Origin of the sequence: Microcoleus sp. T3_B1, assembly GCF_036700445.1 — a bacterium.
GTDB lineage: Bacteria > Cyanobacteriota > Cyanobacteriia > Cyanobacteriales > Microcoleaceae > Microcoleus.
In genome coordinates this window covers 35,535-56,859 of record NZ_JAUBOX010000016.1, presented here as the reverse complement: position 1 = coordinate 56,859, position 21,325 = coordinate 35,535, and the positions used below count along the sequence as shown (strand labels likewise).

At 46.2% G+C, this 21,325-nt stretch carries 24 protein-coding genes; 9 read left to right on the top strand and 15 right to left on the bottom strand.

Annotated elements, in window-relative coordinates; all coding sequences use genetic code 11:
- The first annotated feature begins 11 nt into the window (after positions 1–11).
- The 4 genes from psaB (at position 12) to QT990_RS35815 (ending at position 4,391) form a co-directional block, all read left to right on the top strand.
- Positions 12–2,240, top strand: a complete 2,229-nt coding sequence (psaB, locus tag QT990_RS11450; RefSeq protein ID WP_333140504.1) for a photosystem I core protein PsaB — start codon at positions 12–14, stop codon at positions 2,238–2,240.
- 145 nt (positions 2,241–2,385) lie between these two features.
- The gene (locus tag QT990_RS11445) at positions 2,386–3,417 is read left to right on the top strand and encodes a DMT family transporter (RefSeq protein WP_333465257.1); all 1,032 of its coding nucleotides are present in this window, start codon (positions 2,386–2,388) and stop codon (positions 3,415–3,417) included.
- A gap of 191 nt (positions 3,418–3,608) precedes the next feature.
- Positions 3,609–4,148, top strand: a complete 540-nt coding sequence (locus QT990_RS11440; RefSeq protein WP_333140508.1) for a cold shock domain-containing protein — start codon at positions 3,609–3,611, stop codon at positions 4,146–4,148.
- A 111-nt stretch (positions 4,149–4,259) separates the two neighbouring features.
- Positions 4,260–4,391, top strand: coding sequence for a DUF6939 family protein (locus QT990_RS35815; RefSeq protein ID WP_445252016.1), 132 nt, complete (start codon positions 4,260–4,262; stop codon positions 4,389–4,391).
- Between the two features lie 32 nt (positions 4,392–4,423).
- On the opposite strand, the gene QT990_RS11435 is transcribed toward QT990_RS35815, so the two are convergent.
- From QT990_RS11435 to QT990_RS11415, 5 genes are all read right to left on the bottom strand, one after another.
- Positions 4,424–4,618 (bottom strand): hypothetical protein, encoded by a 195-nt coding sequence (locus QT990_RS11435; protein WP_333140510.1) that lies wholly within the window; start codon positions 4,616–4,618, stop codon positions 4,424–4,426.
- A gap of 158 nt (positions 4,619–4,776) precedes the next feature.
- Positions 4,777–4,989 (bottom strand): helix-turn-helix domain-containing protein, encoded by a 213-nt coding sequence (locus QT990_RS11430; RefSeq protein ID WP_242717445.1) that lies wholly within the window; start codon positions 4,987–4,989, stop codon positions 4,777–4,779.
- A gap of 75 nt (positions 4,990–5,064) precedes the next feature.
- Positions 5,065–5,283 (bottom strand): helix-turn-helix domain-containing protein, encoded by a 219-nt coding sequence (locus QT990_RS11425; protein ID WP_293135490.1) that lies wholly within the window; start codon positions 5,281–5,283, stop codon positions 5,065–5,067.
- Positions 5,284–5,501: 218 nt separating this feature from the next.
- Positions 5,502–5,714, bottom strand: coding sequence for a helix-turn-helix domain-containing protein (locus tag QT990_RS11420; RefSeq protein ID WP_006631308.1), 213 nt, complete (start codon positions 5,712–5,714; stop codon positions 5,502–5,504).
- A gap of 87 nt (positions 5,715–5,801) precedes the next feature.
- Positions 5,802–6,014, bottom strand: a complete 213-nt coding sequence (locus QT990_RS11415) for a helix-turn-helix domain-containing protein (protein ID WP_006631307.1) — start codon at positions 6,012–6,014, stop codon at positions 5,802–5,804.
- A gap of 181 nt (positions 6,015–6,195) precedes the next feature.
- Between QT990_RS11415 and QT990_RS11410 the strand changes: the two genes are divergently transcribed.
- From QT990_RS11410 to QT990_RS11400, 3 genes are all read left to right on the top strand, one after another.
- The gene (locus QT990_RS11410; RefSeq protein ID WP_333306663.1) at positions 6,196–6,666 is read left to right on the top strand and encodes a hypothetical protein; all 471 of its coding nucleotides are present in this window, start codon (positions 6,196–6,198) and stop codon (positions 6,664–6,666) included.
- 98 nt (positions 6,667–6,764) lie between these two features.
- A complete protein-coding gene (locus tag QT990_RS11405; protein WP_333140516.1) occupies positions 6,765–6,986 on the top strand; it encodes a type II toxin-antitoxin system HicA family toxin in 222 nt (73 codons plus the stop codon).
- Entirely contained in the window at positions 6,983–7,201 is a 219-nt protein-coding gene (locus tag QT990_RS11400) for a type II toxin-antitoxin system HicB family antitoxin (RefSeq protein WP_242717443.1), read from the top strand. Before QT990_RS11405 ends, QT990_RS11400 begins: the two co-directional genes overlap by 4 nt.
- Here the strand turns inward: QT990_RS11400 and QT990_RS11395 are convergent.
- The 9 genes from QT990_RS11395 to QT990_RS11355 form a co-directional block, all read right to left on the bottom strand.
- The gene (locus QT990_RS11395; RefSeq protein ID WP_333140518.1) at positions 7,198–7,404 is read right to left on the bottom strand and encodes a hypothetical protein; all 207 of its coding nucleotides are present in this window, start codon (positions 7,402–7,404) and stop codon (positions 7,198–7,200) included. The two genes, QT990_RS11400 and QT990_RS11395, sit on opposite strands and share 4 nt — an antisense overlap.
- A 282-nt stretch (positions 7,405–7,686) precedes the next feature.
- The gene (locus tag QT990_RS11390; RefSeq protein ID WP_333140520.1) at positions 7,687–9,009 is read right to left on the bottom strand and encodes a CO2 hydration protein; all 1,323 of its coding nucleotides are present in this window, start codon (positions 9,007–9,009) and stop codon (positions 7,687–7,689) included.
- 197 nt (positions 9,010–9,206) lie between these two features.
- Positions 9,207–10,757 carry an NADH-quinone oxidoreductase subunit M gene (locus QT990_RS11385; protein ID WP_333465256.1) on the bottom strand — a complete coding sequence of 517 codons (1,551 nt, stop codon included), beginning with the start codon at positions 10,755–10,757 and terminating at the stop codon, positions 9,207–9,209.
- 314 nt (positions 10,758–11,071) lie between these two features.
- The gene (locus tag QT990_RS11380; RefSeq protein ID WP_333140524.1) at positions 11,072–11,791 is read right to left on the bottom strand and encodes a carbonic anhydrase; all 720 of its coding nucleotides are present in this window, start codon (positions 11,789–11,791) and stop codon (positions 11,072–11,074) included.
- Positions 11,792–11,894: 103 nt separating this feature from the next.
- The gene (locus QT990_RS11375) at positions 11,895–13,754 is read right to left on the bottom strand and encodes an NAD(P)H-quinone oxidoreductase subunit F (protein WP_333140526.1); all 1,860 of its coding nucleotides are present in this window, start codon (positions 13,752–13,754) and stop codon (positions 11,895–11,897) included.
- A 333-nt stretch (positions 13,755–14,087) separates the two neighbouring features.
- Entirely contained in the window at positions 14,088–15,032 is a 945-nt protein-coding gene (locus QT990_RS11370) for a glycosyltransferase (RefSeq protein WP_333465255.1), read from the bottom strand.
- Positions 15,033–15,098: 66 nt separating this feature from the next.
- Positions 15,099–15,806: a L,D-transpeptidase gene (locus tag QT990_RS11365; protein WP_333309210.1), complete on the bottom strand. Its 708-nt coding sequence runs from the start codon at positions 15,804–15,806 to the stop codon at positions 15,099–15,101.
- Between the two features lie 322 nt (positions 15,807–16,128).
- Entirely contained in the window at positions 16,129–17,244 is a 1,116-nt protein-coding gene (mraY, locus tag QT990_RS11360) for a phospho-N-acetylmuramoyl-pentapeptide-transferase (RefSeq protein WP_333309212.1), read from the bottom strand.
- A gap of 129 nt (positions 17,245–17,373) precedes the next feature.
- Positions 17,374–17,613 (bottom strand): DUF3134 domain-containing protein, encoded by a 240-nt coding sequence (locus QT990_RS11355; protein WP_006631296.1) that lies wholly within the window; start codon positions 17,611–17,613, stop codon positions 17,374–17,376.
- Positions 17,614–18,026: 413 nt separating this feature from the next.
- Between QT990_RS11355 and QT990_RS11350 the strand changes: the two genes are divergently transcribed.
- Together QT990_RS11350 and QT990_RS11345 are read left to right on the top strand one after the other, a co-directional pair.
- Positions 18,027–19,703, top strand: coding sequence for a glycosyltransferase family 4 protein (locus tag QT990_RS11350; protein ID WP_333283133.1), 1,677 nt, complete (start codon positions 18,027–18,029; stop codon positions 19,701–19,703).
- Between the two features lie 255 nt (positions 19,704–19,958).
- Positions 19,959–20,543, top strand: a complete 585-nt coding sequence (locus QT990_RS11345) for a PAP/fibrillin family protein (RefSeq protein WP_333283136.1) — start codon at positions 19,959–19,961, stop codon at positions 20,541–20,543.
- A gap of 414 nt (positions 20,544–20,957) precedes the next feature.
- Here the strand turns inward: QT990_RS11345 and QT990_RS11340 are convergent, their stop codons facing one another.
- Positions 20,958–21,197: a helix-turn-helix transcriptional regulator gene (locus tag QT990_RS11340; RefSeq protein WP_333228438.1), complete on the bottom strand. Its 240-nt coding sequence runs from the start codon at positions 21,195–21,197 to the stop codon at positions 20,958–20,960.
- Positions 21,198–21,325: the final 128 nt, after the last annotated feature.

Genomic DNA, 21,325 nt, shown 5'->3' with positions numbered 1-21,325 from the left:
AATCAAGGCTTATGGCAACGAAATTTCCAAAATTTAGCCAAGACCTTGCCCAAGACCCGACCACACGGCGGATCTGGTACGGGATTGCCACAGCACACGACTTTGAAAGCCACGATGGCATGACCGAAGAAAATCTTTACCAAAAGATTTTTGCTTCTCACTTCGGCCACGTAGCAATCATTTTCTTGTGGACATCGGGCAGCCTGTTCCACGTAGCATGGCAAGGTAACTTTGAACAGTGGATTAAAGACCCTCTAAACGTCCGCCCGATCGCTCACGCGATTTGGGACCCGCAATTCGGCGCTCCTGCAGTAGAAGCTTTCACTCAAGGGGGCGCTTCTAACCCGGTGGATATCTCTTACTCCGGTGTCTACCATTGGTGGTTCACCCAAGGGATTCGGACAAACGCCGACCTGTATCAAGGAGCTATCTTCTTGCTACTACTGGCGGCTGTATTCCTGTTCGCAGGTTGGTTGCACCTCCAGCCCAAGTACCGCCCCAGCTTGTCTTGGTTCAAAAATGCTGAATCTCGCCTCAACCACCACTTGGCTGGTTTGTTCGGTGTCAGCTCTTTGGCTTGGACTGGTCACATGGTTCACGTTGCTATCCCCGAATCTCGCGGACAGCACGTAGGTTGGGACAACTTCCTGTCTACCCCGCCTCACCCGGCCGGTTTGGCTCCGTTCTTCAGTGGTAACTGGGGCGTATACGCCGAGAATCCAGATGCAGCGAACCATGTCTTCGGTACTTCCGAAGGCGCGGGAACCGCAATTCTGACTTTCTTGGGTGGCTTCCACCCTCAAACAGAATCCCTGTGGCTGACAGACATCGCTCACCACCACTTGGCGATCGCAGTTCTGTTTATCGTTGCCGGTCATATGTACCGGACTAACTTCGGTATCGGTCACAGCATCAAAGAGATGTTGGATTCTAAGGCTGGTTTGGTCGGCGGCAAGAGTGAAGGACAGTTCAACTTGCCTCACCAAGGCTTGTATGAAACCTACAACAACTCCCTGCACTTCCAACTGGCATTTCACCTCGCTGCTTTGGGCGTAATTACCTCCCTGGTAGCACAGCATATGTACGCGATGCCTCCCTACGCTTTCATAGGTAAGGACTTCACGACTCAGGCTGCGCTTTACACCCACCACCAGTACATTGCTGGATTCATCATGGTCGGCGCTTTCGCCCACGGAGCTATCTTCTTGGTGCGGGACTACGATCCTGAAGCAAACAAAGGCAACGTGCTCGATCGCGTGTTGCAGCACAAAGAAGCGATTATCTCTCACTTGAGCTGGGTGTCGCTGTTCTTGGGCTTCCACACTCTCGGCTTGTACGTTCACAATGACGTTGTAGTCGCTTTCGGAACTCCTGAAAAGCAAATCTTGATTGAACCAGTGTTCGCACAGTTCATCCAAGCTGCTCACGGAAAAGCTCTCTACGGCATGGACGTGCTGTTGTCTAACCCTGACAGCATTGCTTCTACCGCTTGGCCCAACTACGGCAACGTATGGCTCCCAGGCTGGTTGGACGGGATTAACAGCGGTACTAATTCTCTGTTCTTGGCGATCGGACCTGGCGATTTCTTGGTTCACCACGCGATCGCACTAGGCTTGCACACCACCACCTTGATCTTGGTCAAGGGCGCTCTGGATGCACGCGGTTCTAAGCTGATGCCGGACAAAAAAGACTTCGGTTATGCTTTCCCTTGCGACGGCCCCGGCCGTGGCGGTACTTGCGACATCTCTGCTTGGGACGCCATGTACCTGTCTGTATTCTGGATGTTGAATACCCTAGCTTGGGTAACGTTCTACTGGCACTGGAAGCACCTGGGCATCTGGCAAGGTAATGTGGCTCAGTTCAATGAGTCTTCTACCTACCTGATGGGCTGGTTCCGCGATTACCTCTGGCTGTATTCTTCTCAGTTGATCAACGGTTACAACCCGTATGGTACTAACAACTTGTCAGTCTGGGCTTGGATGTTCTTATTCGGACACCTTGTTTGGGCAACTGGTTTCATGTTCCTGATCTCTTGGAGAGGTTACTGGCAAGAGTTGATCGAGACTTTGGTTTGGGCTCACGAGCGCACTCCTTTGGCTAACTTGGTTCGCTGGAAAGACAAGCCTGTTGCTTTGTCGATCGTCCAAGGTCGTTTGGTTGGCTTAGTTCACTTTACTGTGGGCAACGTCCTCACTTACGCGGCCTTTGTAATTGCCTCGACAGCCGGGAAATTCGGGTAACTCTGAACTCTGGTTTTGTAGGTAATTAAATCAAATCCCCTGCCTTCTGGCGGGGGATTTTTTTGTATATTTCTGTAAGGAATTACCGCATAGGAAACAGTGGTATAAAGAAGAGAACGCATCATATATTCATGTTCCTATTATCGTGTCTCAATTATTCAACCGCATCCCTGGACGAACCTATTTATTACTAGCAATCCTCATTTTTGCTGCCTCTAACTCTGTCATTCGCAAACTGACCGATTTAGGAGCGCAGAACCTGATCGACGGCAGAAATTTGATTTCACTTTGTAATGTTTTATTTGTAGGGAATCTCTGCGCGTTAGCAGTTTTATTCCTGGTTTATCGCCAGCAATGTACGGTGCAAAATTTCCGCTCGATTCCCAGTAAAACATGGTGGGGGTTGATCGCAATTTCTTTGCTATCTGGGGCATTGGCTCCAGCCTTAACTTTTATGGCGTTGGATTTAACCGCTGTCAATAATGTGGTACTGATTGGACGCATCGAGCCGCCTCTGATTTTAGCGCTGTCCATTCTAATTTTGGGCGATCGCGTCAATCTTTGGGTGATTGCCGGGGCGATGGTTTCGTTTGTCGGTGTTGCACTGACTATTGTATTGCAAGCACCGACTACCGATATGATGGGCATGGGCGGATTGACGATCGGCAGAGGCGAATTGATGGCAGCATCCGGGGCGATCACGTTAGCCATTTCGACGATTATTAGTAAAGTCACGCTCAAACAAATTCCGTTAGGATTGTTCTCTATTATCCGAACAACACTGGGAACAGTTGTTTTCTTTATTGTCGTTTTAATCTTATATACTCCCACCCACTTTATCGATGTTTTTGCGCCCTTCCTCTGGCAGTGGATGCTCGTCTATGGTGCGATTATTGTTGTTGGCGGACAACTGTGCTGGTTTACCGGACTAAAAACGACGGGCGCTGCAGATGTATCCCTCGCCAGTTCGTTTAGTCCGATCGCGGGGATTTTAACCGCCTATTTGATTTTATCGGAAACGCCCACAACAGCTCAATACATCGGCGGCAGCATCATTTTAATCGGGATCGTTCTCAATCAAATTGGTGTTTTTCGCAACCAAACCCAATCCGCGCCTCAACCTCCTGTAAGTCCGGCAAAAGAGATGGATCTGGAAGTGGGATTCAAAGGGATTTAATGCTTGATACCCAGCCTCAGTTAAAGGGCGATCGAGTCAAAACTTAAAACGGATTGGAACATACTACAGATTCTTAGTTACAATAAGTAACCCTAGAAGTTGATATTCGTAACAGTCCGATTAATGTTCATTGGCGAGAGAATGTGAAGCGGTTGGCTGAGTCTGTTAAGCACGAATAAAAGTTCAATTTTATGAAACCTGTTCTGAATAAAGGGCAACTGACAACATGGAAAAACGATCGGGGGTTTGGCTTCATTAAACCGGATGATGGCAGTAAAGAAGTTTTCTTGCATATCAGTGCGCTGAAGGAAGCAAGTCGTCGCCCAAAAGTCGGAGATACGATTTTGTACGAGCAAGTTGCTGAAACAGACGGGAAAGTACGTGCAACTAGAGCATCAATTCAAGGTGTTGCACCTCGAAATGAACCAACAAAGCAGAAACCACAGAAACGCGGTGTACTCAAAACAGTTTTTGGTATTGGGATTCTGGCTGTCATTGTGGTTCTTACAATGGAGTTTAGTCCTAGTCGTTCACCTTCTCCAATTACATCGATCGCAAAACCAGGATGTACTATCAAAGGCAACATCTCGATCGATAGAGGCAATAAGGTTTATCACCTTCCAGGCATGGAAGATTACGAATCAACAGTTATCGATCCAGCTAGCGGTGAGAGATGGTTTTGCACAGAGTCAGAGGCTAAAGCCAATGGTTGGCGTAAAGCACCGAGGTAGCCCCAGCATCCCAACAACCGCGCTGCACCGCAACGAATTGCTCAAGGAAGAAGCAAGAAGTTGATATCGCCGTTTTTGCTATGGTGGATTTACTTGAGCCCCCAATTAACGATGCAACTCTACGTCGAAAGCAAAAGAAAGAAAATTGACGTGATACGCAGCCAATATTCTCAAGCCCCGATTGTTGATATTACATCGAAAGCTGATCGACCTTGGATAAAGTTGAGTCCATTTTTGCCGTAAAGATTACACTGTTGACCTGGTTTCCCTCAGCTTCAAATCTCCCCATTCATCTGCATTTGATGCACCTTGTCCGCCAACTCTTGGCGGCTTTCCTTATCGAGTGCATCAATTGCCAGCATTCCCAAATACACTACTTCTTTCTGAGTTAGTCTGGTCGCTAGCGCTTGTTTTTGAATGACTTCCTTGATCGCGGAACTGACCGCGATCGCAGTATTAGTTTTAGCCACGAAGAATAATCAACTATTAATAACAACTTTCCTTGATGTTACCATCCTCAGTCCGATTAAGTACAATAATGTTTGACTAAGTACAGTTAATCATGCTATAGTGTAAAAAATACAAAAAAGCGATCGCCCCCGGTCTAGACAACTTAAGGGCGATCGACCTATTCCTCCAAAACCTCAACCAAATCCTCAATCATCACATCAAAAGTCCGAGCTAACTTCCGCAGCAAAGTAAAGTCAACCGTTGTCAGCCCTGGACAACGAGCATAATGCTTGACAGTGTTGTACATTACCCCAGAACGTTCTGAAACTTCCTTGAATGTCCAACCTTTCTCAGCAGCTAGTTCTCTGACTTTAATTCTTACTAAACCCATGCTTGAGAGTGGATGCAATTCTTAGGTTGGCTCACCATGATATCAGAAAATCCGTCAATATCGTGGCCGATCGACCTATTCCTCCAAAATCTCCACCAAATCCTCAATCATTACGTCAAACGTGCGAGCCAACCTGTGCAAGTAGGCAAAATTAACGGTTGTCATGCCTTGACATTGGGCGTAGTTTCTGATGGTGCTGTAACCAACGCCCGATCGATCGGAAACTTCCTTAAGTGTCCAGCCGTTCTGGGCAGCAAACTCCCGAATCCGCAACCTCACTAAGCCTTTGCTCATACTGACTTGACAAATGACAATCTGCTGTCGTTTAATATTAGATATCTTAAAAAGCGATCGCCTCTGGTCTGGACAACTAAGGGCGATCGCCTATTAAACCTAATGTGGACAGATAATCTCTGTCCTGCACATCTACAACAAAAAGATGTACACACCTACAATCAAGAGATGAGTCTATTATGATATCAGAAAATCCGGCAAAATCGCGGACGATCGACCTATTCCTCAATAATCTCCACCAAGTCCTCAATCATCACATCAAATGCCCGCGCTAACTTGTACAGGGCGGTAAAGTCAACCATTGATATTTCTGAACGACGAGCATAGCTGGTTATGGTGCTATAGATCACGCCCGATCGCTCAGCCACCTCCTTGAATGTCCAGCCCCTCTCGGCCGCTAGCTCTCGCACTTTAACTCTGACTAAACCCATGCTTGACAAATAATGCAGTTGCGTTTTAAGATAATTGCATCTAAAAAAGCGATCGCCTCTGGTCTGGACAACTAAAGGGCGATCGACCTATTCCTCCAAAACCTCAACCAAATCCTCAATCATCACATCAAAAGTCCGAGCTAACTTCCGCAGGCAAGTAAAGTCAACCATTGCCATTTCAGGACGACGAGCATAGCTTCTGACTGTGCTATAAATTACCCCGGAACGATCGGATACTTCCTTAAGCGTCCAGCCCTTCTCCGCCGCTAGTTCCCGAATTTTTAGCCTGACTAAACCCATGCTTGACAGTTGATGCAATTGCGTCGTACAATTTTATATGTAAAGAGCGATCGCCCCCCGGCCTGGAAAACTAAAGGGCGATCGTCTGTAAAACCTCATCTGGACAGATTATTTCTTTCTATCAAAAAGTGCATTTGCCATATCCAGAAGTCTACTAACCATATCCAGAGGTGTACTAGCCATGATATCAGAAACTCCGGCAAAATCGCGAACGATCGCAGAATCTAGAATAATTCATAAATCTCCTATCCTGCATCCGCTGGCGAGATTCGTTACAGAAGAAACAGTCGCACTGCTGTTCAATATCTCAGCAGACGAGATTTACCGGATCGAATGCTGTCGCTACATGGTGTACGTGCACGCCAAAGGCATCAGCCGCTTTGTCAGCTACGCCGATTTTCCCCCGATTTTAGCAGTAAAGCCGATCGCACCTCAAGATTTTGGCAGATGGTACAAACGCTGGAAAAGCAAGCAAGCACCAGCATTTTGGACTAAATTCTACACGTACAATTTCAAAAAAGCTGTTTCCGTTGACAGCTTGCTGGAGTGGGGCCAATTGGTAGCTACTGTTAAATCGGTCATTTCTGGGGCCGCGCTGCAACAGCTACGAGATGTCTATGCCCAAGAAAAAGATTTGATGGAGAAATTTTAAAGTGCGATCGCCCCGGCAACCAACTGCCAGAATGGGCCAAGGAAAAATTAAAATAAATGGCTAAGTGAGAAAATGGAGGTAGAAAATGGACAATCACCATGCCTAGAAAAATTCGCGAGTTAAAAGCTCAGATTAGCCGTGAGGGCTTTATTTATTTGCCAAAACGCGGAAAAGGCAGCCATGAGAGATGGCAGCATCCTTTGATTGGGAAGACATTAACAATTCCAGGCAAAGACGGAGATGATGTGCCACGCTATTTAGAGAAGCAGTTGGCAATATTGTTAGCCGAACTCGACGAGTTAAAGGAGGAAGATTCATGAATCGATACAGTATGATCGTCCAATGGTCTGACGAGGATCAACTTTTCCTCGTGACGATTCCAGAGTTTGCCGATCGCGTTGTCATGCCCTGTACCCACGGCCAAACCCGCGAAGAAGCCATCCGACATGGCGAAGAAGTGCTCGAAATGTATCTAGAAGCTTGGCAGGAAGAAGGTGAACCCATCCCCGCACCTAGCATTCTTCAAATCGCCTAGAAAACCTCATCCTCGATTCCCAGCCACCATTCCCCCAGATTCATTAAATCTTTGTGAATGTCTGTAAGTTCTGTCATATACTCTTCAGCAGAAATCTCTGATCGCCTTTCTTGTAATTTTTTCAGTCGCAGTTGCACCAACAGCCAAGGTTTGGAAATCCCATCGGTTGCTTCGATATATTTTGCTAGCTCTTTGCTGTCCATAGTTATTGGTTATTTGTTATTGGTTATATCGTTTCCGGTTGTATCGGAATGATTAAACCGCAGAGAACGCAGAGAACGCAGAGAAATCAGAGGAGAAGAGAGAGATATGAATAATTACGATGCCAACTGGCTTAATATTATAGGAGTTTTGAAACGGCTTTAAAAGCTCTGATTTTTCCCAGTCGGTTTCAACCGACTTGAGCTTTGAGCCTGGGGTTTCAACCCCAGGCGGACTAACGGACTGGCGGACTTTTCAGCTAAGATGCCTCCCAAAAACATCTTTTACCTATAATCCGAAGTCTGAATACTCTTCAACTTCGCAGCATATTTCATGCCGTATTCCGGGCGACAGAAGCGATCGATCTGAGACTCAAAGAAAGCCCGATTTGCCTTCAAATGCTTTGGATTCGGATCATCTAAAGGATACAAAAGAGCAGTCCGCAAAGCTTGAATCACCGCCGAAGTTACGCAATACATTGATCGCTGAAATGTCACCCCAATTTGATTGAGGATATCATCTTCGCCGCGACAGCGCTGTTTGTAGAAATCCTTCAAATAAGGCGGCAGGAAATGCAGCATATCTTGTGCTAGCAAAGTCGGCGGAATCCCCGCCGTACCTACGGGGAATTTGTCTGCATAAAGCACTCCGTAGTGGAAGTCTTTTTGGTCGTCAGGAACTTCTCTAGCTTGAGCGTTGTAAGATTTGGTGCCTCGGAATGGCGAAGTGCGATAAAATACAGCTTCCACGTAAGGTAACGCTGCTTCGTAAAGCCAAGTGAAACCTTTAGATTTGGGGATAATTTCGTACTTCTCGCCGTCGATGTAAACGTGGTGGTAAATCGGGCGTCCGGCGATGGCAAATATGCCATTTACTAAGAAATCCATCGCCTGCGGGACTGTGGTAACTTTCCCTTCGTCGTAAAGATCCGAAACTTCAAAAAACACCGGTGCCATTACTTCCCAGAATAAACCGAGATTGCTGTAATAAGACATTTGGCGGCACTGTTCTAAAAACATTTCTGGAAATGCTTTGTGCAGTGCCAGCATGAACGGGTCTTTTTTGAAGTAAGCTTTAATTGCCCGATCGGCATTAGCCTTATATTCGTCACTGTCCAAATAAGGATCGAATTGATTGGTTGGCACGTACAAGCCCCGGTGCCACAGCATCGCCCTCATGCACTCTTCCGCAAATTCCATGTTAATGCGATCGTGCCACAAATGGTGAAACAATCGCGGGAGTTTGCCAGTTTCTCCCTTTTCCATGAACTCCAAAAGTTCCGGGTGGGCGCTTCCAGTCCCCCGCCACACCCGCAAATCTGCACCGTCGCCCGAATAGTGATTTTGCAAGTCTAAATACTCCTGGGGCAAGAAGTATTTAAAGAAGGGAAGCGGGTGTAAAAATACCCGTTCGGCGATGTAAAGCAAATCCCGCCAGTAAAAGTCCATCGGCACCGCGTAAGCTTTCCAGATAGCGATGATTTGCATCAGATTTTCCGGCGTATCTGGAATCATCGCGCCGCCAGCTTCTAGCCTGTGAATTATTTCGGCAAATTCGTGTTTGGAAGGAGGTAGTTTAGTTGCTGGTTTATTAGGAGTTTGTACCATTGTTTCTTCCTTTGGTTGAGTGAAATTGAATATTTATCTACTTCCAGCCTCTGCCTATTGGTGAGAACTTAACGTAAAACCGATAGTCCCTAAGTCCGGCAGGGAATGAATTCCCTGCCTCACAGCTAAAGTCCTCTTAAGAGGACTAGAAAACTCATTAGTCCTCTTAAGAGGACTTTCGCTATTAGACAGGGAATTCATTCCCTGGCGGACTTCGTTTGTGTAGATGCGATTTCAATCGCTGACTTTTCCCCAGGATAGCTAATAGCAACTTGGGTATTTCTGTCAGCCGGCAGAGTGGCTACGATCGCATTTGTAGTAGATTCGCTCCACTTGAGCAGCCAAGCAGGTTGAATTCCCAACACAAAAATGATGCCCGCCAAAACCAGCGCCGGCATATTTTCAGCAAACGTAACTGGAGGGTAGTAAGCCGTGGCATTGTCCAACTTCCCAAAACAGGTGCGGTTGAGCAGAATCACAAAGTAAACTGCTGTTAAACCCGAAGCTAAAATGCAGAGTAAAGTGGGAATTGGAAAGATCGCGAAACTGCCTTGAAACACTAAAAATTCGGCAACAAAACCCACCAAGCCGGGAATTCCGGCGCTTGCCATGCCGCCCAAAACTAACAGGGAACTGGCAGTGGGTAAACCCCGCATCGGGTTCATCAAACCATTGAGCACGTCCAAATCCCGCGTGCCAACTTTGGTTTCGATGATGCCTACCAAATAAAATAGCAAAGCTAAAATTAAGCCGTGGCTTACCATTTGCCCGACTGCACCGATTAATGCCAGCTTCGTACCCGCGGCGCAGGCAACCAGGATGTAGCCCATATGCCCGATCGAACTATAGGCTACCATGCGTTTGATGTCTTTTTGGGCGATCGCGCTCAAAGCCCCGTACATCACGCTCACAGTTCCGATAATCGCTAAACCGGGAGCTATAATCGACCAAGTTTCGGGAAACATCTGCAAGCCAAACCGCACTAAACCGTAAGTTCCCAACTTCGCCAGAATCCCTCCCAGCAAAATTGCTGTTGCTGGCGAAGCTTCCACGTAAGCATCCGGTAGCCAAGTATGCAGCGGCACCAAAGGAATTTTAATTCCCAACCCAATTAGCAAAAGTGTGAGCAGGATTAACTGCAGATTTCTCGGCAATTCTTGAGTGGTAATCGCACTGTAATCGAAATTTAAAGAACCGCTCAGCCAAGCCACACCCAAAAATGCTGCCAGCACTAAAAGTCCCGAAACTGCCGTGTAGATCAAAAACTTCATGGCAGCGTATTCCCGCTGCTTTCCGCCCCAAATCGCAATCAATAGATAAAAAGGAATTAATTCTACTTCATAAAACAGTACAAACAGCAGCAAATTTTGAGACATCAAAGCTCCGGCAACACCCGCATTGATTAGCAAAATCAAAGCGTAGTAAAGCTGGGGGCGATCCATCTTTTCGCCAGTGCCGTAAATGACTAATAGCGTCAGCAAGGCACTTAAAACCAGCAGCGGCAAAGACAAGCCGTCAATGCCCAAATTGTAGCTCAAACCTAATTGCGGAATCCAAGGTAAATATTCTTGAAATTGCAGTCCCGCATGGGCGGGATCGAATTGAGTCAGCAGCCAGATATTCAACAGGAAAACAACAGCAGCAAAAGCTGAGGCAATGGAACGCAACCGCATCCCGTTGATGTTTCCGGGCAGAAACCCGACTACCGCAGCGCCCAACGCGGGCAACCAGAGCAAGGCACTAAGCATAATGTGTGAAGAGTGAAGAGTAATATCAATTCCGCTTGCACCGGAATGATTGTTGACGGTTGACGGTTGACGGTTGACAGTTAACTCGAATTTACTATTCCGATGCTAACTTATAGCCTTTCTCAGTAACATGAGGTACACGCTTGATAAGCGGCCTCCGTGGCCTCCGTGGCCTCCGTGGCCTCCGTGGGCATACCTCACTTTATTGAGAACTGCTGTATTTGATATTAACTATCAATTTGGCACGCTTTTATGGTTGATAATTTGAGAATTTAGAGCTCACTTTTTTCCCAAATTATAACTTTAAAATTGCATCAAGACTCAACCAGAATATTGACTGCACCCGTGTCTAAATCGTAATATCCACCCACAACTTTCAGTTTATTCTCCTCAATTAACTTAGAGATAACAGGAGATGCTTTCAACCTCTTAGCTTGCAGCACAACATTGGCTTTGCAGGCATTTTCTAGATGATCGCCTGCTTGGCCTTTCGAGCTTTCTACAGCCGGCTTAATGGCGTCGAGCAAACTGCCAATTTGACCCGGAACTTGAGCTCCTTTGATGGTTGCCTCTACCGCACCGCAACGTTTATGCCCGATTACCATCAGCACTTTTGCTCCCAATACCAGCGTGCCAAATTCCAGGCTGCCAATTTCTTCGGGAGTAGCAACATTTCCGGCCACGCGACACACAAATAAATCTCCCAATCCCTGATCGAAAATAATCTCCGAAGGAAAGCGGGAATCTGCACAGCCGAGAACAGCAGCAAAGGGTTTTTGAGATTTGGCAACTTCGACGAGGCGGGGTAAGTCTTGGTTGGGACTTTGGCGTTTTCTGTTAACAAAGCGCTTGTTCCCGTCCATTAACTTTTGCAGAGCTGCATCGGGAGTCGAGTCATTTTGAGCAATTGCTGGTTCGGGTGCAGCCAAATCAGCGCCTGCTCCTGCTGCAAGTATCCCTGTACCAATGGCTCCTGCGACAAATTTGAGGGAATTGCGTCGGGAAAGATTGAATTGTCTGTTGTTTGATGTCATTTATGTGCCTTATTTGAACGAGTTGGAAATCTTTGTTCAAGACTTCATGCTTTTAAGATTTTAGATTAAAACTGTCACCTAAAATCTTAAAATTTATATCTTTTTACCCGCCTACAATCAGCGACAGGCGAGCTAGCAGCGGCCAGCTTATCAGCAGTCCCAAAAGCGCAACTCCGAACAGAATTGTTAGGGCGTAAAACTGAGTTTGACCGTTAACGTTGTATTTGAGGCTTTGCCCGCCGAAAACCGTTGCAAAACCGATTAAATTTACGAAACCGTCAACAATATTGCGATCGATCCAAGAGATAACTTGAGCAACTAGACCGACTGCAAATATCACTGTTACTCGGTAAAGTTTGGCAGTGTAAAAGTCGTAAGCAAAAAAGTCTTGCAAAGCTTGAGAACCAATTCGCACCGGTTTTTCCCATTTTTCGTTCAGGTAAACAAATGCTCCGGCACCGATGCCGATCGCCGTTGACAAAACTAGCAGTCCAGTTGCGGTATAATTCAAACTTGCCCCCGGCAATAAATGCCACGCAGCCAGCAAGTGCGGAACGTGCAAAGTAAAGCCCATTAAAACAGTCATCGGCAAGATAAAAGGCCAGTGAACTTCCGGCGAGCGTTCGGTCATTTGCTTTGGTTTGCCGCCAAAAACTAAACCGAAGACGCGCATCAACCCAAAAGCAGTGACGCCGTTTACAAACAGCACTATTCCTAACAAGGAAGGATGAGTTTGCCAAAGCCCGGATGTGAAGTCTTCTAAAGCCCAGAAGCAGCCGAAGGGCGGCAGTCCCACCAATCCAGCGCTACCGACAATAAACGATATGGCCGATATCGGCCGCTTTGCCCACAAACCGCCGAGAGAGCGGACATCCTGAGTGATGCTGTTCCAAACTACCGAACCGATGCTCATCACCAGCAAACCCATTGCCAAGCTGTAGGCAAATATTAATGTCAGGGCTGTCTGGGCTTGTCCGGTGCCGACGGCGATAAATACTAAGCCCATGTAAGAGCTGACTATATAGGAAAGCGTGCGCTTGATGTCAATTTGGGCGATCGCAATTAATGAAGCACCAACCGCCGTCGCAGCGCCTACAATAATAGTTGTCTTCAGTCCGCTCGGCGACAAAGCAATCACCGGCTGCAACTTAATCAATATCCAAGCACCAGTTTCGACAACTACGGTGTTCCGCAAAATCGTCGCCGGCAGCGGGCCTTCCATCGCCTCATCCAGCCACAGGTGCAAGGGAAACTGAGCGCACTTACCCATCGGCCCGGCAATCAAAGCCAAGCTCAACAGCGTCGCTACAGTAGGGTCAAGCTTTGCAGTCTGAGCCCAAACAGCCAACTCGTCAAAATTCCAAGTTCCAGCCAGTGGCAGAATTGCGACTACTCCCATCAGCAGGAATAAATCTCCCACCCGCTTTGTTAAGAAAGCGTCGCGGGCTCCTGTCACCACCAAAGACTGATTGAACCACAGCCCGACTAGCAGGTAAGTACCCAAAGTCAGAACTTCCAAAATCATGTAGCTGAAGAACAGGGAATTGCACAGTACCAAGCCGCACATCCCCGCTTCAAACAGCCCCATCAGGGAAAACAATCTCGCCCAGCCCCAGTCCATTTCCATGTAACCGAAAGCATAAATCTGCGCCAGCAAGTTCAGTCCGGTAATCAAAACTGTCGCGCCGACGGTGACAGTAGAGATTTCTACGGGAATGGTTAAGTCTAAACCTGCTACATTCAGCCAGGGAATTAACTGGTGTTGTGCCGGTTGGTTCCAGATAGCTGTCAGGGCTATGACGCCGTGTAAGAAAGCGAACAAGGTTAAGATGGCGTTCACGTAACCGGATGGTCTTGGCCCCGTGCGACGGGTAATTGCCGGAAACCACAGCATCGACAGAACTCCGCCGATGAGTGGATAGCAAGGTATAAACCAAACGGTCTGGAGTAAGATTTGAGCCATTGGCATTACTTGTAAAGGTTACAAAAATTTAAAATTATGAGAATAATTCCCAACGCGCTGACGACAGCAGTGAAAAGCCCGAAGGCAGAAGTAAAGAAAATTTTGGGGTTTGCCTCTGAGTTTCTTCTCCTCGTCAAACCGAGCGCTTCAGAATAGACTTATTAATTTTATATTAAGTATTGCGTTAAATTTTCATATTTCGGATTCAGCTTATTTATCTGTACTGATAAACTATACTTATATGTATATAAGGGCGGATTGTGTACAAACGAATATTTGTCGATCGCAAGTGCGATCGCACAATAATTTATTGCTCTAAAATATTAAAACCGATTAAAACCGCTCAATCTGCCAAGCTGATTCTGGAAGTTTGGCTTGGCGCTGTCCCATCGACCTTGCCCTAACATTCACTAGACCGATCGGCGTATTAAACAAATCTACCATATCGGCTTGGGCCATCGCACTTTTGGCCGCTGCCACCGGAAATTCCTTTAACAGCCACCTAGCCAGCCGGTAAAAATATTCCCCTGTGGTGAATTCTCGCATCAAATCGACACCGTAGAGTTCGTGCAAATATTTATTAGATTCGCCGTACCGATACCATTGACTTTGCAACTGTTTTATTGTAGAACGGTGGCGGTGTCGGACGATCGCATTTTCGGCAAAATACATTTTATAGGATGTTTCCCGCAAAATCCGCCAGCATAAGTCCGCATCGCCACCGCTGGTGAGATGCGGGCGAAACAAACCTACTGTTTCTAAAACTTGTTTGCGTACAGCTAAATTGGCTGTTTGGCCGTAAGCACAAAAAGGGTGAGCGAGTGTATGTTTTTGAGATAAAGTATTTTGGCGATCGGCGTGTTGTTCTAAAATAGTTTTACCGGGCAATGCGAGTATTTCCCCAGCGCTAATTCCTACTTCTAAGTCAACAAATGGTTTAACTAAATTTTCCAGCCAGTCAGATTCCGGGCGACAGTCTGCATCGGTAAATGCAATGATTTCGCCTGTTGATGCGCGAATTCCTTGATTGCGGGCGGCATAGGAACTTTGAATCTGGTTTTCGGTGAGGTGGCGAATGGTTATTTGATCCAACTTAGCTGCTGTTTGGAGGATGGTTGAAGTGCGATCGCGACTGTTATTGTCTACTAAGAGATATTCTACACTGGCGATCGGATAAGTTTGCGATCGCAGGCACTCGATCAACTCCGGCAAATCCATCTCGCCGTTGTAAACTGGCACAACCACCGAAACTTGCGGTAAAAACCCGTCACTGTTCATTAAATTCTTGTGGAACAGGCCGGAAAGCCTGTTGCTTCAGAAAAACAAGTTTTATACCAGTTTACCTTATTTAACAATTTCTACTGCCGTTCCCTTCTGCACAAACCCATACAACTCCTCAACATCCTTATTTTCCAGCGAAACGCAGCCCAAAGTCCAGTTCGATCGATATTTTATTATATTATCCGAATTAGGAGGAACGCCGTGAATCCCGATTTCGCTGCCCACGCTATCGCCCCAGCCAATTGTACCATTTTGCTTAGCTTTTATATGTTTTCGCCAAGATTGTTTAGTTGGATAATCCAGCCACAGAAACTTTGACCAACTTTCGTGAGGATACATATCTTTAATCCTAAAAACACCTTCCGGCGTCCGCAAATCCCCTGCTTTTAATTTATCACCTGCGGGATTGCCACCAAATACTACAGGATAAGATTTTACTGGCTTTTTGCTATCGTATACAGTCAGCCTGTATTTTGATTTTTCAACTAGGATGGAAATTCTGTTTTTATCTAACTTATCTGGTTCGCCTAAAATGTGTCTTAGCGGCTTGTCGTAGTTTAATAAATTATCGGGCGGGAATTGGGTATGCAAAATATTTAAATCATCAGCCGGACAGTTATTTAAGCAGAAAACGTCTAAAATGTAGGGAATTGGAACAGCATAACCCAGCCTAACGAGGTTCCAGTAAAAAACTAAGCTAGCAGCCAGCAATAGAAGGCTTGTAGATGAAACAGTTCTTCCAATATTGCCCCTGATTTTTTTTATTTCCATTGCATTAACTAGGGATATTATAGATTGTTCGGCGGTTGAAACTGCTACTTACTACAGAAACGAAGTCCCTCTCTAAGAGACTAAGAAATGTGGAACAGTCCAAAAGCGTGTTGCTTTAGCTTTAAACGGGCAAGATGCCTGTTCCACAACTGCATTGAGTTATTGTGGAACAGGCATCTTGCCTGTTTCTTTCCCTTAAACAGGCAAGATGCCTGTTCCACAACTGCATTGAGTTATTGTGGAACAGGCATCTTGCCTGTTTCTTTGAAATAGGAGAAAATATCTCTTGCATCCCCTGCACAATCCGTTACCAAATCCGCGGTTAACTGTTGCTAGTAAACATCAAAATCATTAACACTAACACCCCGTTTGTTAAATAAAAGATGCCAACAACCTGAGTTTCCAACCAGCCGCACAACTCTAAATGATGGTGCAGTGGAGCCATTCTTAACAGACGCTTGCCGATGCCATCCGGGCCTTTTGTAGCTTTGTAATAACCTACTTGAGCAATTACTGACAGCGTTTCAATAAAGAAAATCCCGCTGATAATTAATAATATCCAAAGGCTATTTGTTAATAAAGCTACCGCACCCAACGCACCGCCCAAAGCTAAAGCACCTGTATCGCCCATAAACACCTTGGCTGGATTGCGGTTGTGTGCTAAGAAACCGAAACAACTGCCGCTGATGCAAGCGCAAAATATCATTAATTCTGGCGAAGTTGAGGCTACAGATGCGCCCAATCCCAAAAGTGCGATCGCCCCCAAACCTCCCATCAACCCGTCAACACCATCGGTAATATTAGTAGCATTGCTTTCGGCAACTAGCACAAAACCCGCCAGCGGCCAGAACAGCAAACCTAATGGCAATACCCAACCGAAAGGCAAAGCAACATTCGTAGAAATTGCTGGTTGATGAAACATCAGCCACAGACAAAATAGAGCAGCAAAACTTATTTGCAAAGCCAATTTCATCCGAGGTGAAATACCTTTGTTCGACTTGCGTCGCAGAATTTGCCAGTCATCAATCCAGCCAATGAAACCGTAAGCTAAAGTTAAAGCCGATACGGCAACAACATCTGAGTTAAACTTAGACCAAAGTAAAGCGACTGCTACCCCAGCAGGTATAAAAAAGATGCCTCCCATTGTCGGCGTTCCCGCTTTTTTCAAATGGGCTTGGGGGCCGTCTTCGCGAATTATTTGTCCTGCTTTTAGTTGCTGGAGTAGGGGTACAACTGCATAGCCCAACCCCGACGCAACTAAAGCACAAACAATTAGCGGCATAAATAGCGATGCAGGTAAATTCAAAAATCTATCCGCTGCTACATCTAAACCGATCGCTACAGTGCCTAGCCCCAAACCCAGCAGCAGGAATAAATTCCTGCCCGTAAGTTTGAAAGGCAGACTAAAAGGGATTTTCTCATCCAAAAAGTTATCCATAACACTCCTCACCACACACTATTTGAGAATAAGCAATTGACAATGGGGAATAGGGTGCGATACAGGAGATTGAGAAATCTCTTAGTTTTTCTTCCCTGTTTCCGGTTGATTTCTTCACCCTTTTACCCGTTATTCTTCGCCTACACTCACATCCTCTTCTACTTCCTCTTCTAAATCATCGTAAGGACTGTCGTCAACTGCCATAAGTTCCGAAATTTCTTCTTCGTGCAGATAGTCGGGTTCTTGGACATCCCTTGCTAACAGGCGATTGTTAGATTCCAACCAGTCTAAAAGAGAAGATTGCTGTTTTAATGGAATTACATCCGCAGGTAAATGGCGAGGAATTTGACGCAGAGATGGGTTGTACATGATTATTGGTTTTTAAAGACAAAGACGCGATCGAGTAGAGGTAACGTTTTGCCGACGAACTGCTCCTTTGATCAAGCACTTGCAAATCGGGCATTTAGCAAGGCTAAAGCATTATACCACAGGCACTGTTTGGTTCCGGATCGGGATAAGATGGGAGACCGAAAAGGCGATCGCCCCCAAGCATGGGCATGAGGATAACACTAAAATCCGCTCTTGCCAATCCTTCTTTAGCCGTAAGCATTGTAATCTAAGACGATCGTCTTTAAGATATCGCGGGACAAGTGGCGATCGTATTCTGCAAGCTTCGCTAACGGCAAGGGTTTGATTCACAACAGTCTCCTGGTTTTTCATCAAAGCCTGAGCTCGAATGCCGTCTGGCTTCTTCAGTCAACTCTCAAGCAATAAATCTCAGAATGGATATAACGGCAGCGGTTTTATACAACAAAGAGGGCTACGACACCGGAGGGCAAAAACTTCTGGGGCGTCATTCAGCCGGAGAAGGGTTTCTCAAAAGCTTAGTCCAACACGGAACCGCTGACTCTCTCTACTGTTACGCCGACAGCAAAACAACCTTTAAGGAGTTTTGTTCGCACATCCAACCTTGGCTGCAAAAACCTCGGAAAGTCCGCTGGATTCCCACAGAACGACCGGATTTGCTATCTCAACCGGGCACAATTTACCGACCCGATCCGCTTCTGTCGCAGATGGTTTGGGCGCGCAGATTTGTCGATCAGCGGGCCTACAGCGTTTGCGGCGTTACTCACACGATCGGTACAAAATACATCATGGGGGCGATCGGCGATTTGATAACCGCACCCATGCAGCCTTGGGACGCCCTGATCTGCACCTCTGAAGCGGTGAAAACAGCAGTAGAAGGAGTTATGAGGGAGTGGTCTGAATATTTAGCCCAGCGCAACGGCGGTAAACCGGAAATTTTAGTCAAATTGCCGGTTATTCCCCTAGGAGTGGATTGCAGCGCGTTTCCGCAGGGTGTGGAAGCAGTTAATAGTCGCCGCCAACTGCGACAAGAACTCGGCATTTCTCCCGAAGATATAGTTGTGTTATTTGTCGGTCGATTGATTTTTTCTGCAAAAGCTCATCCGGTACCGATGTACATCGCCCTAGAGGGCGCCGCACAACAGACAAAAGCCAAAATCCACTTAATTCAAGCAGGTTGGATCGAAGATCCGAGAGAAGAACCCGACTTTAAAAATAGCGCGCAAATCTTTTGTCCCTCCGTGAATGCTATTTTTTTAGATGGGAGAAAGCCGGAAATTAGAATAAATATTTGGTCGGCCGCCGACATTTTCATTTCGCTTTCGGACAACGTTCAAGAATCCTTTGGGCTGACGCCAATTGAAGCAATGGCAAACGGACTGCCGGCCATAGTCTCCGATTGGAACGGATACAAAGAATCTGTACGCCACGAAATAGACGGCTTCCGCATTCCCACACTCATCCCGCCCCCCGAATCTTGTTTAGATTTAGCGCTAAATTATCTTGACGACAGCTTAAATTGGCCGACTTACATGGGTCACACTTCTCTCGCGACAGCAGTTGACATTGATGCTTGCACTCTGGCGTTGTGTCAATTAATTGAAAACCCCGAATTGAGAAAGCGGATGGGGGAAAATGCCCGACAAAGGGCGAGGGAAATTTATGATTGGAAAGTAGTAATTGCTGCTTACGAACAATTGTGGCGGGAATTAGCAGAAATTCGCCTTGCGGCACCGGAGTCAGCACCTTTAAAACCTGGGAAGCCGCCTTATCCCCTAGGCGACGATCCGTTTCGGGTATTGGGCCATTATGCGACTAGAAGTTTAAGCAATGAGATGATGCTGAGTCTGGGTGCGATCGCCACACCAGAACTTTTAAAGCAGGTACAGACAATTAGGTTTACCAGTTTTGGTGAGGATAGGAGAATATCTGTTAGCATTCAGATGGAGATATTGGAGATAATTAAGCAGGAAGGTGCGATCGGCGTGGGGGAACTTATCCGACGCTACGTTAAAAACGAGCAAGAATTAGCCGACCTGTATCGGACTTTGCTTTATTTGGTGAAATTTGATATCTTAGTAATTAGTTGTTAAGCTGTCACGCATTTAAATTGCATATTCAGGGCGGGCGAGACGCCCACCCCACAAGAATTATATTGTTTTTTGACATTCTATTTAAATGCACAACAGCTTAATACTCTGCGGACTCGGCGATTAATATCGCTACTACACAAAATTTCCTCCCTCTCGCTTGAGACTGAAGAAAAGAGCGGTCTCACTTTTGCCTCACCTTCGATAATTAATCCGTGTATTCGTGTCAAAATCCGTGTTCTTCCTTCTTAAAAAATCATGCTTAGAAAATCTGCACTCTTAGAGATAATTGCTGGTAAGAATCGAGGTTTGCTGGCGACTCCCAGCGACAAACAAGCGATTTTAAGTGCGATCGCCCAATTGGAAGATTACAACCCCACGCCTCGCCCTGTCGAAGCTGCAGAGCTTTTAAATGGTGATTGGCGGTTATTGTACACCACCAGCCGCGAACTGCTGAATCTGGACAGTTTTCCCTTGGTCAAATTAGGTCAAATTTATCAATCTATCCGCGTCAAAGAATCTAAAATTTACAACATTGGCGAACTTTACGGCTTGCCTTATTTGGAAGGAATTGTCAGTGTGGCGGCGAGATTTGAGCCAACTTCCGAACGGCGAGTGCAGGTGAAGTTTGAGCGGTCTATAGTAGGTTTAAGCAGGTTGATTGGCTATGAATATCCGGGGAAGTTTATCGATGAGATTGAGTCGGGGAAAAAGTTCGCGGCTGTAGATTTTGGGCTGGATACTCGCGAACAGCAGGGATGGCTGGATATTACTTATTTGGATAAAGATTTGCGGATTGGACGGGGGAATAAAGACAGTGTTTTTGTCTTGACAAAAGAGTGATTTGTTATTATTTGATATCGGGGCGGGTTTTACGAAAAATCTCAGCCTAAGACCCACAATCTTTTAAACCCGCCCCGACCTAATTGCCAAGTTATTATTTGATATCGGGGCGGGTTTTACGAAAAATCTCAGCCTAAGACCCACAATCTCAAAAACCCGCCCCGACCTAATTACCAAGTTATTATTTGATGTAGGGGCGGGTTTTACGAAAAATCTCAGCCTAAGACCCACAATCTCAAAAACCCGCCCCGACCTAATTGCAAAGCCCACAGTTTCATAAACCTGATCCTACAGGTAGATGGGGATTTGCCGTTGGGTGGGGGCGGGTTTAAAAGATGATCGATTTTAGACAATTATTTTCTGTAAAACCCGCCCCTACAATACTTTACATTCTCTAATAAATCCAGAGGATTCTTACTCTGTCAGTTTTGTCTGTTCTTTCTTTTCCGTCGGCATTGACTTTCTGACAGCTAGCATCAACTCCGCTTCGCTACATCGATACAAATCTCGCATTCGGAATACTTGCCAAACTTCCATCTTTGGCAAGGTTCGGCTTTTTTCCCAGTTGCGAATTGAAGACTCCGCGCATTCTAGTTCCCGTGCTACGTCTAAGATTGTCAGCCCTGCACGTTCTCTCAAGGCTCTCAAATCCATAGCTGAATAAACCTTTCAATATAGCAAGTGTGAATATTTAGCGCCAAGTATTGACACATGAGGTGAGTTTGGTGTTTAATCATAGTAGTAGAGGCGTTAGTCGATTTCCGGCAAGAGACTTACTAACG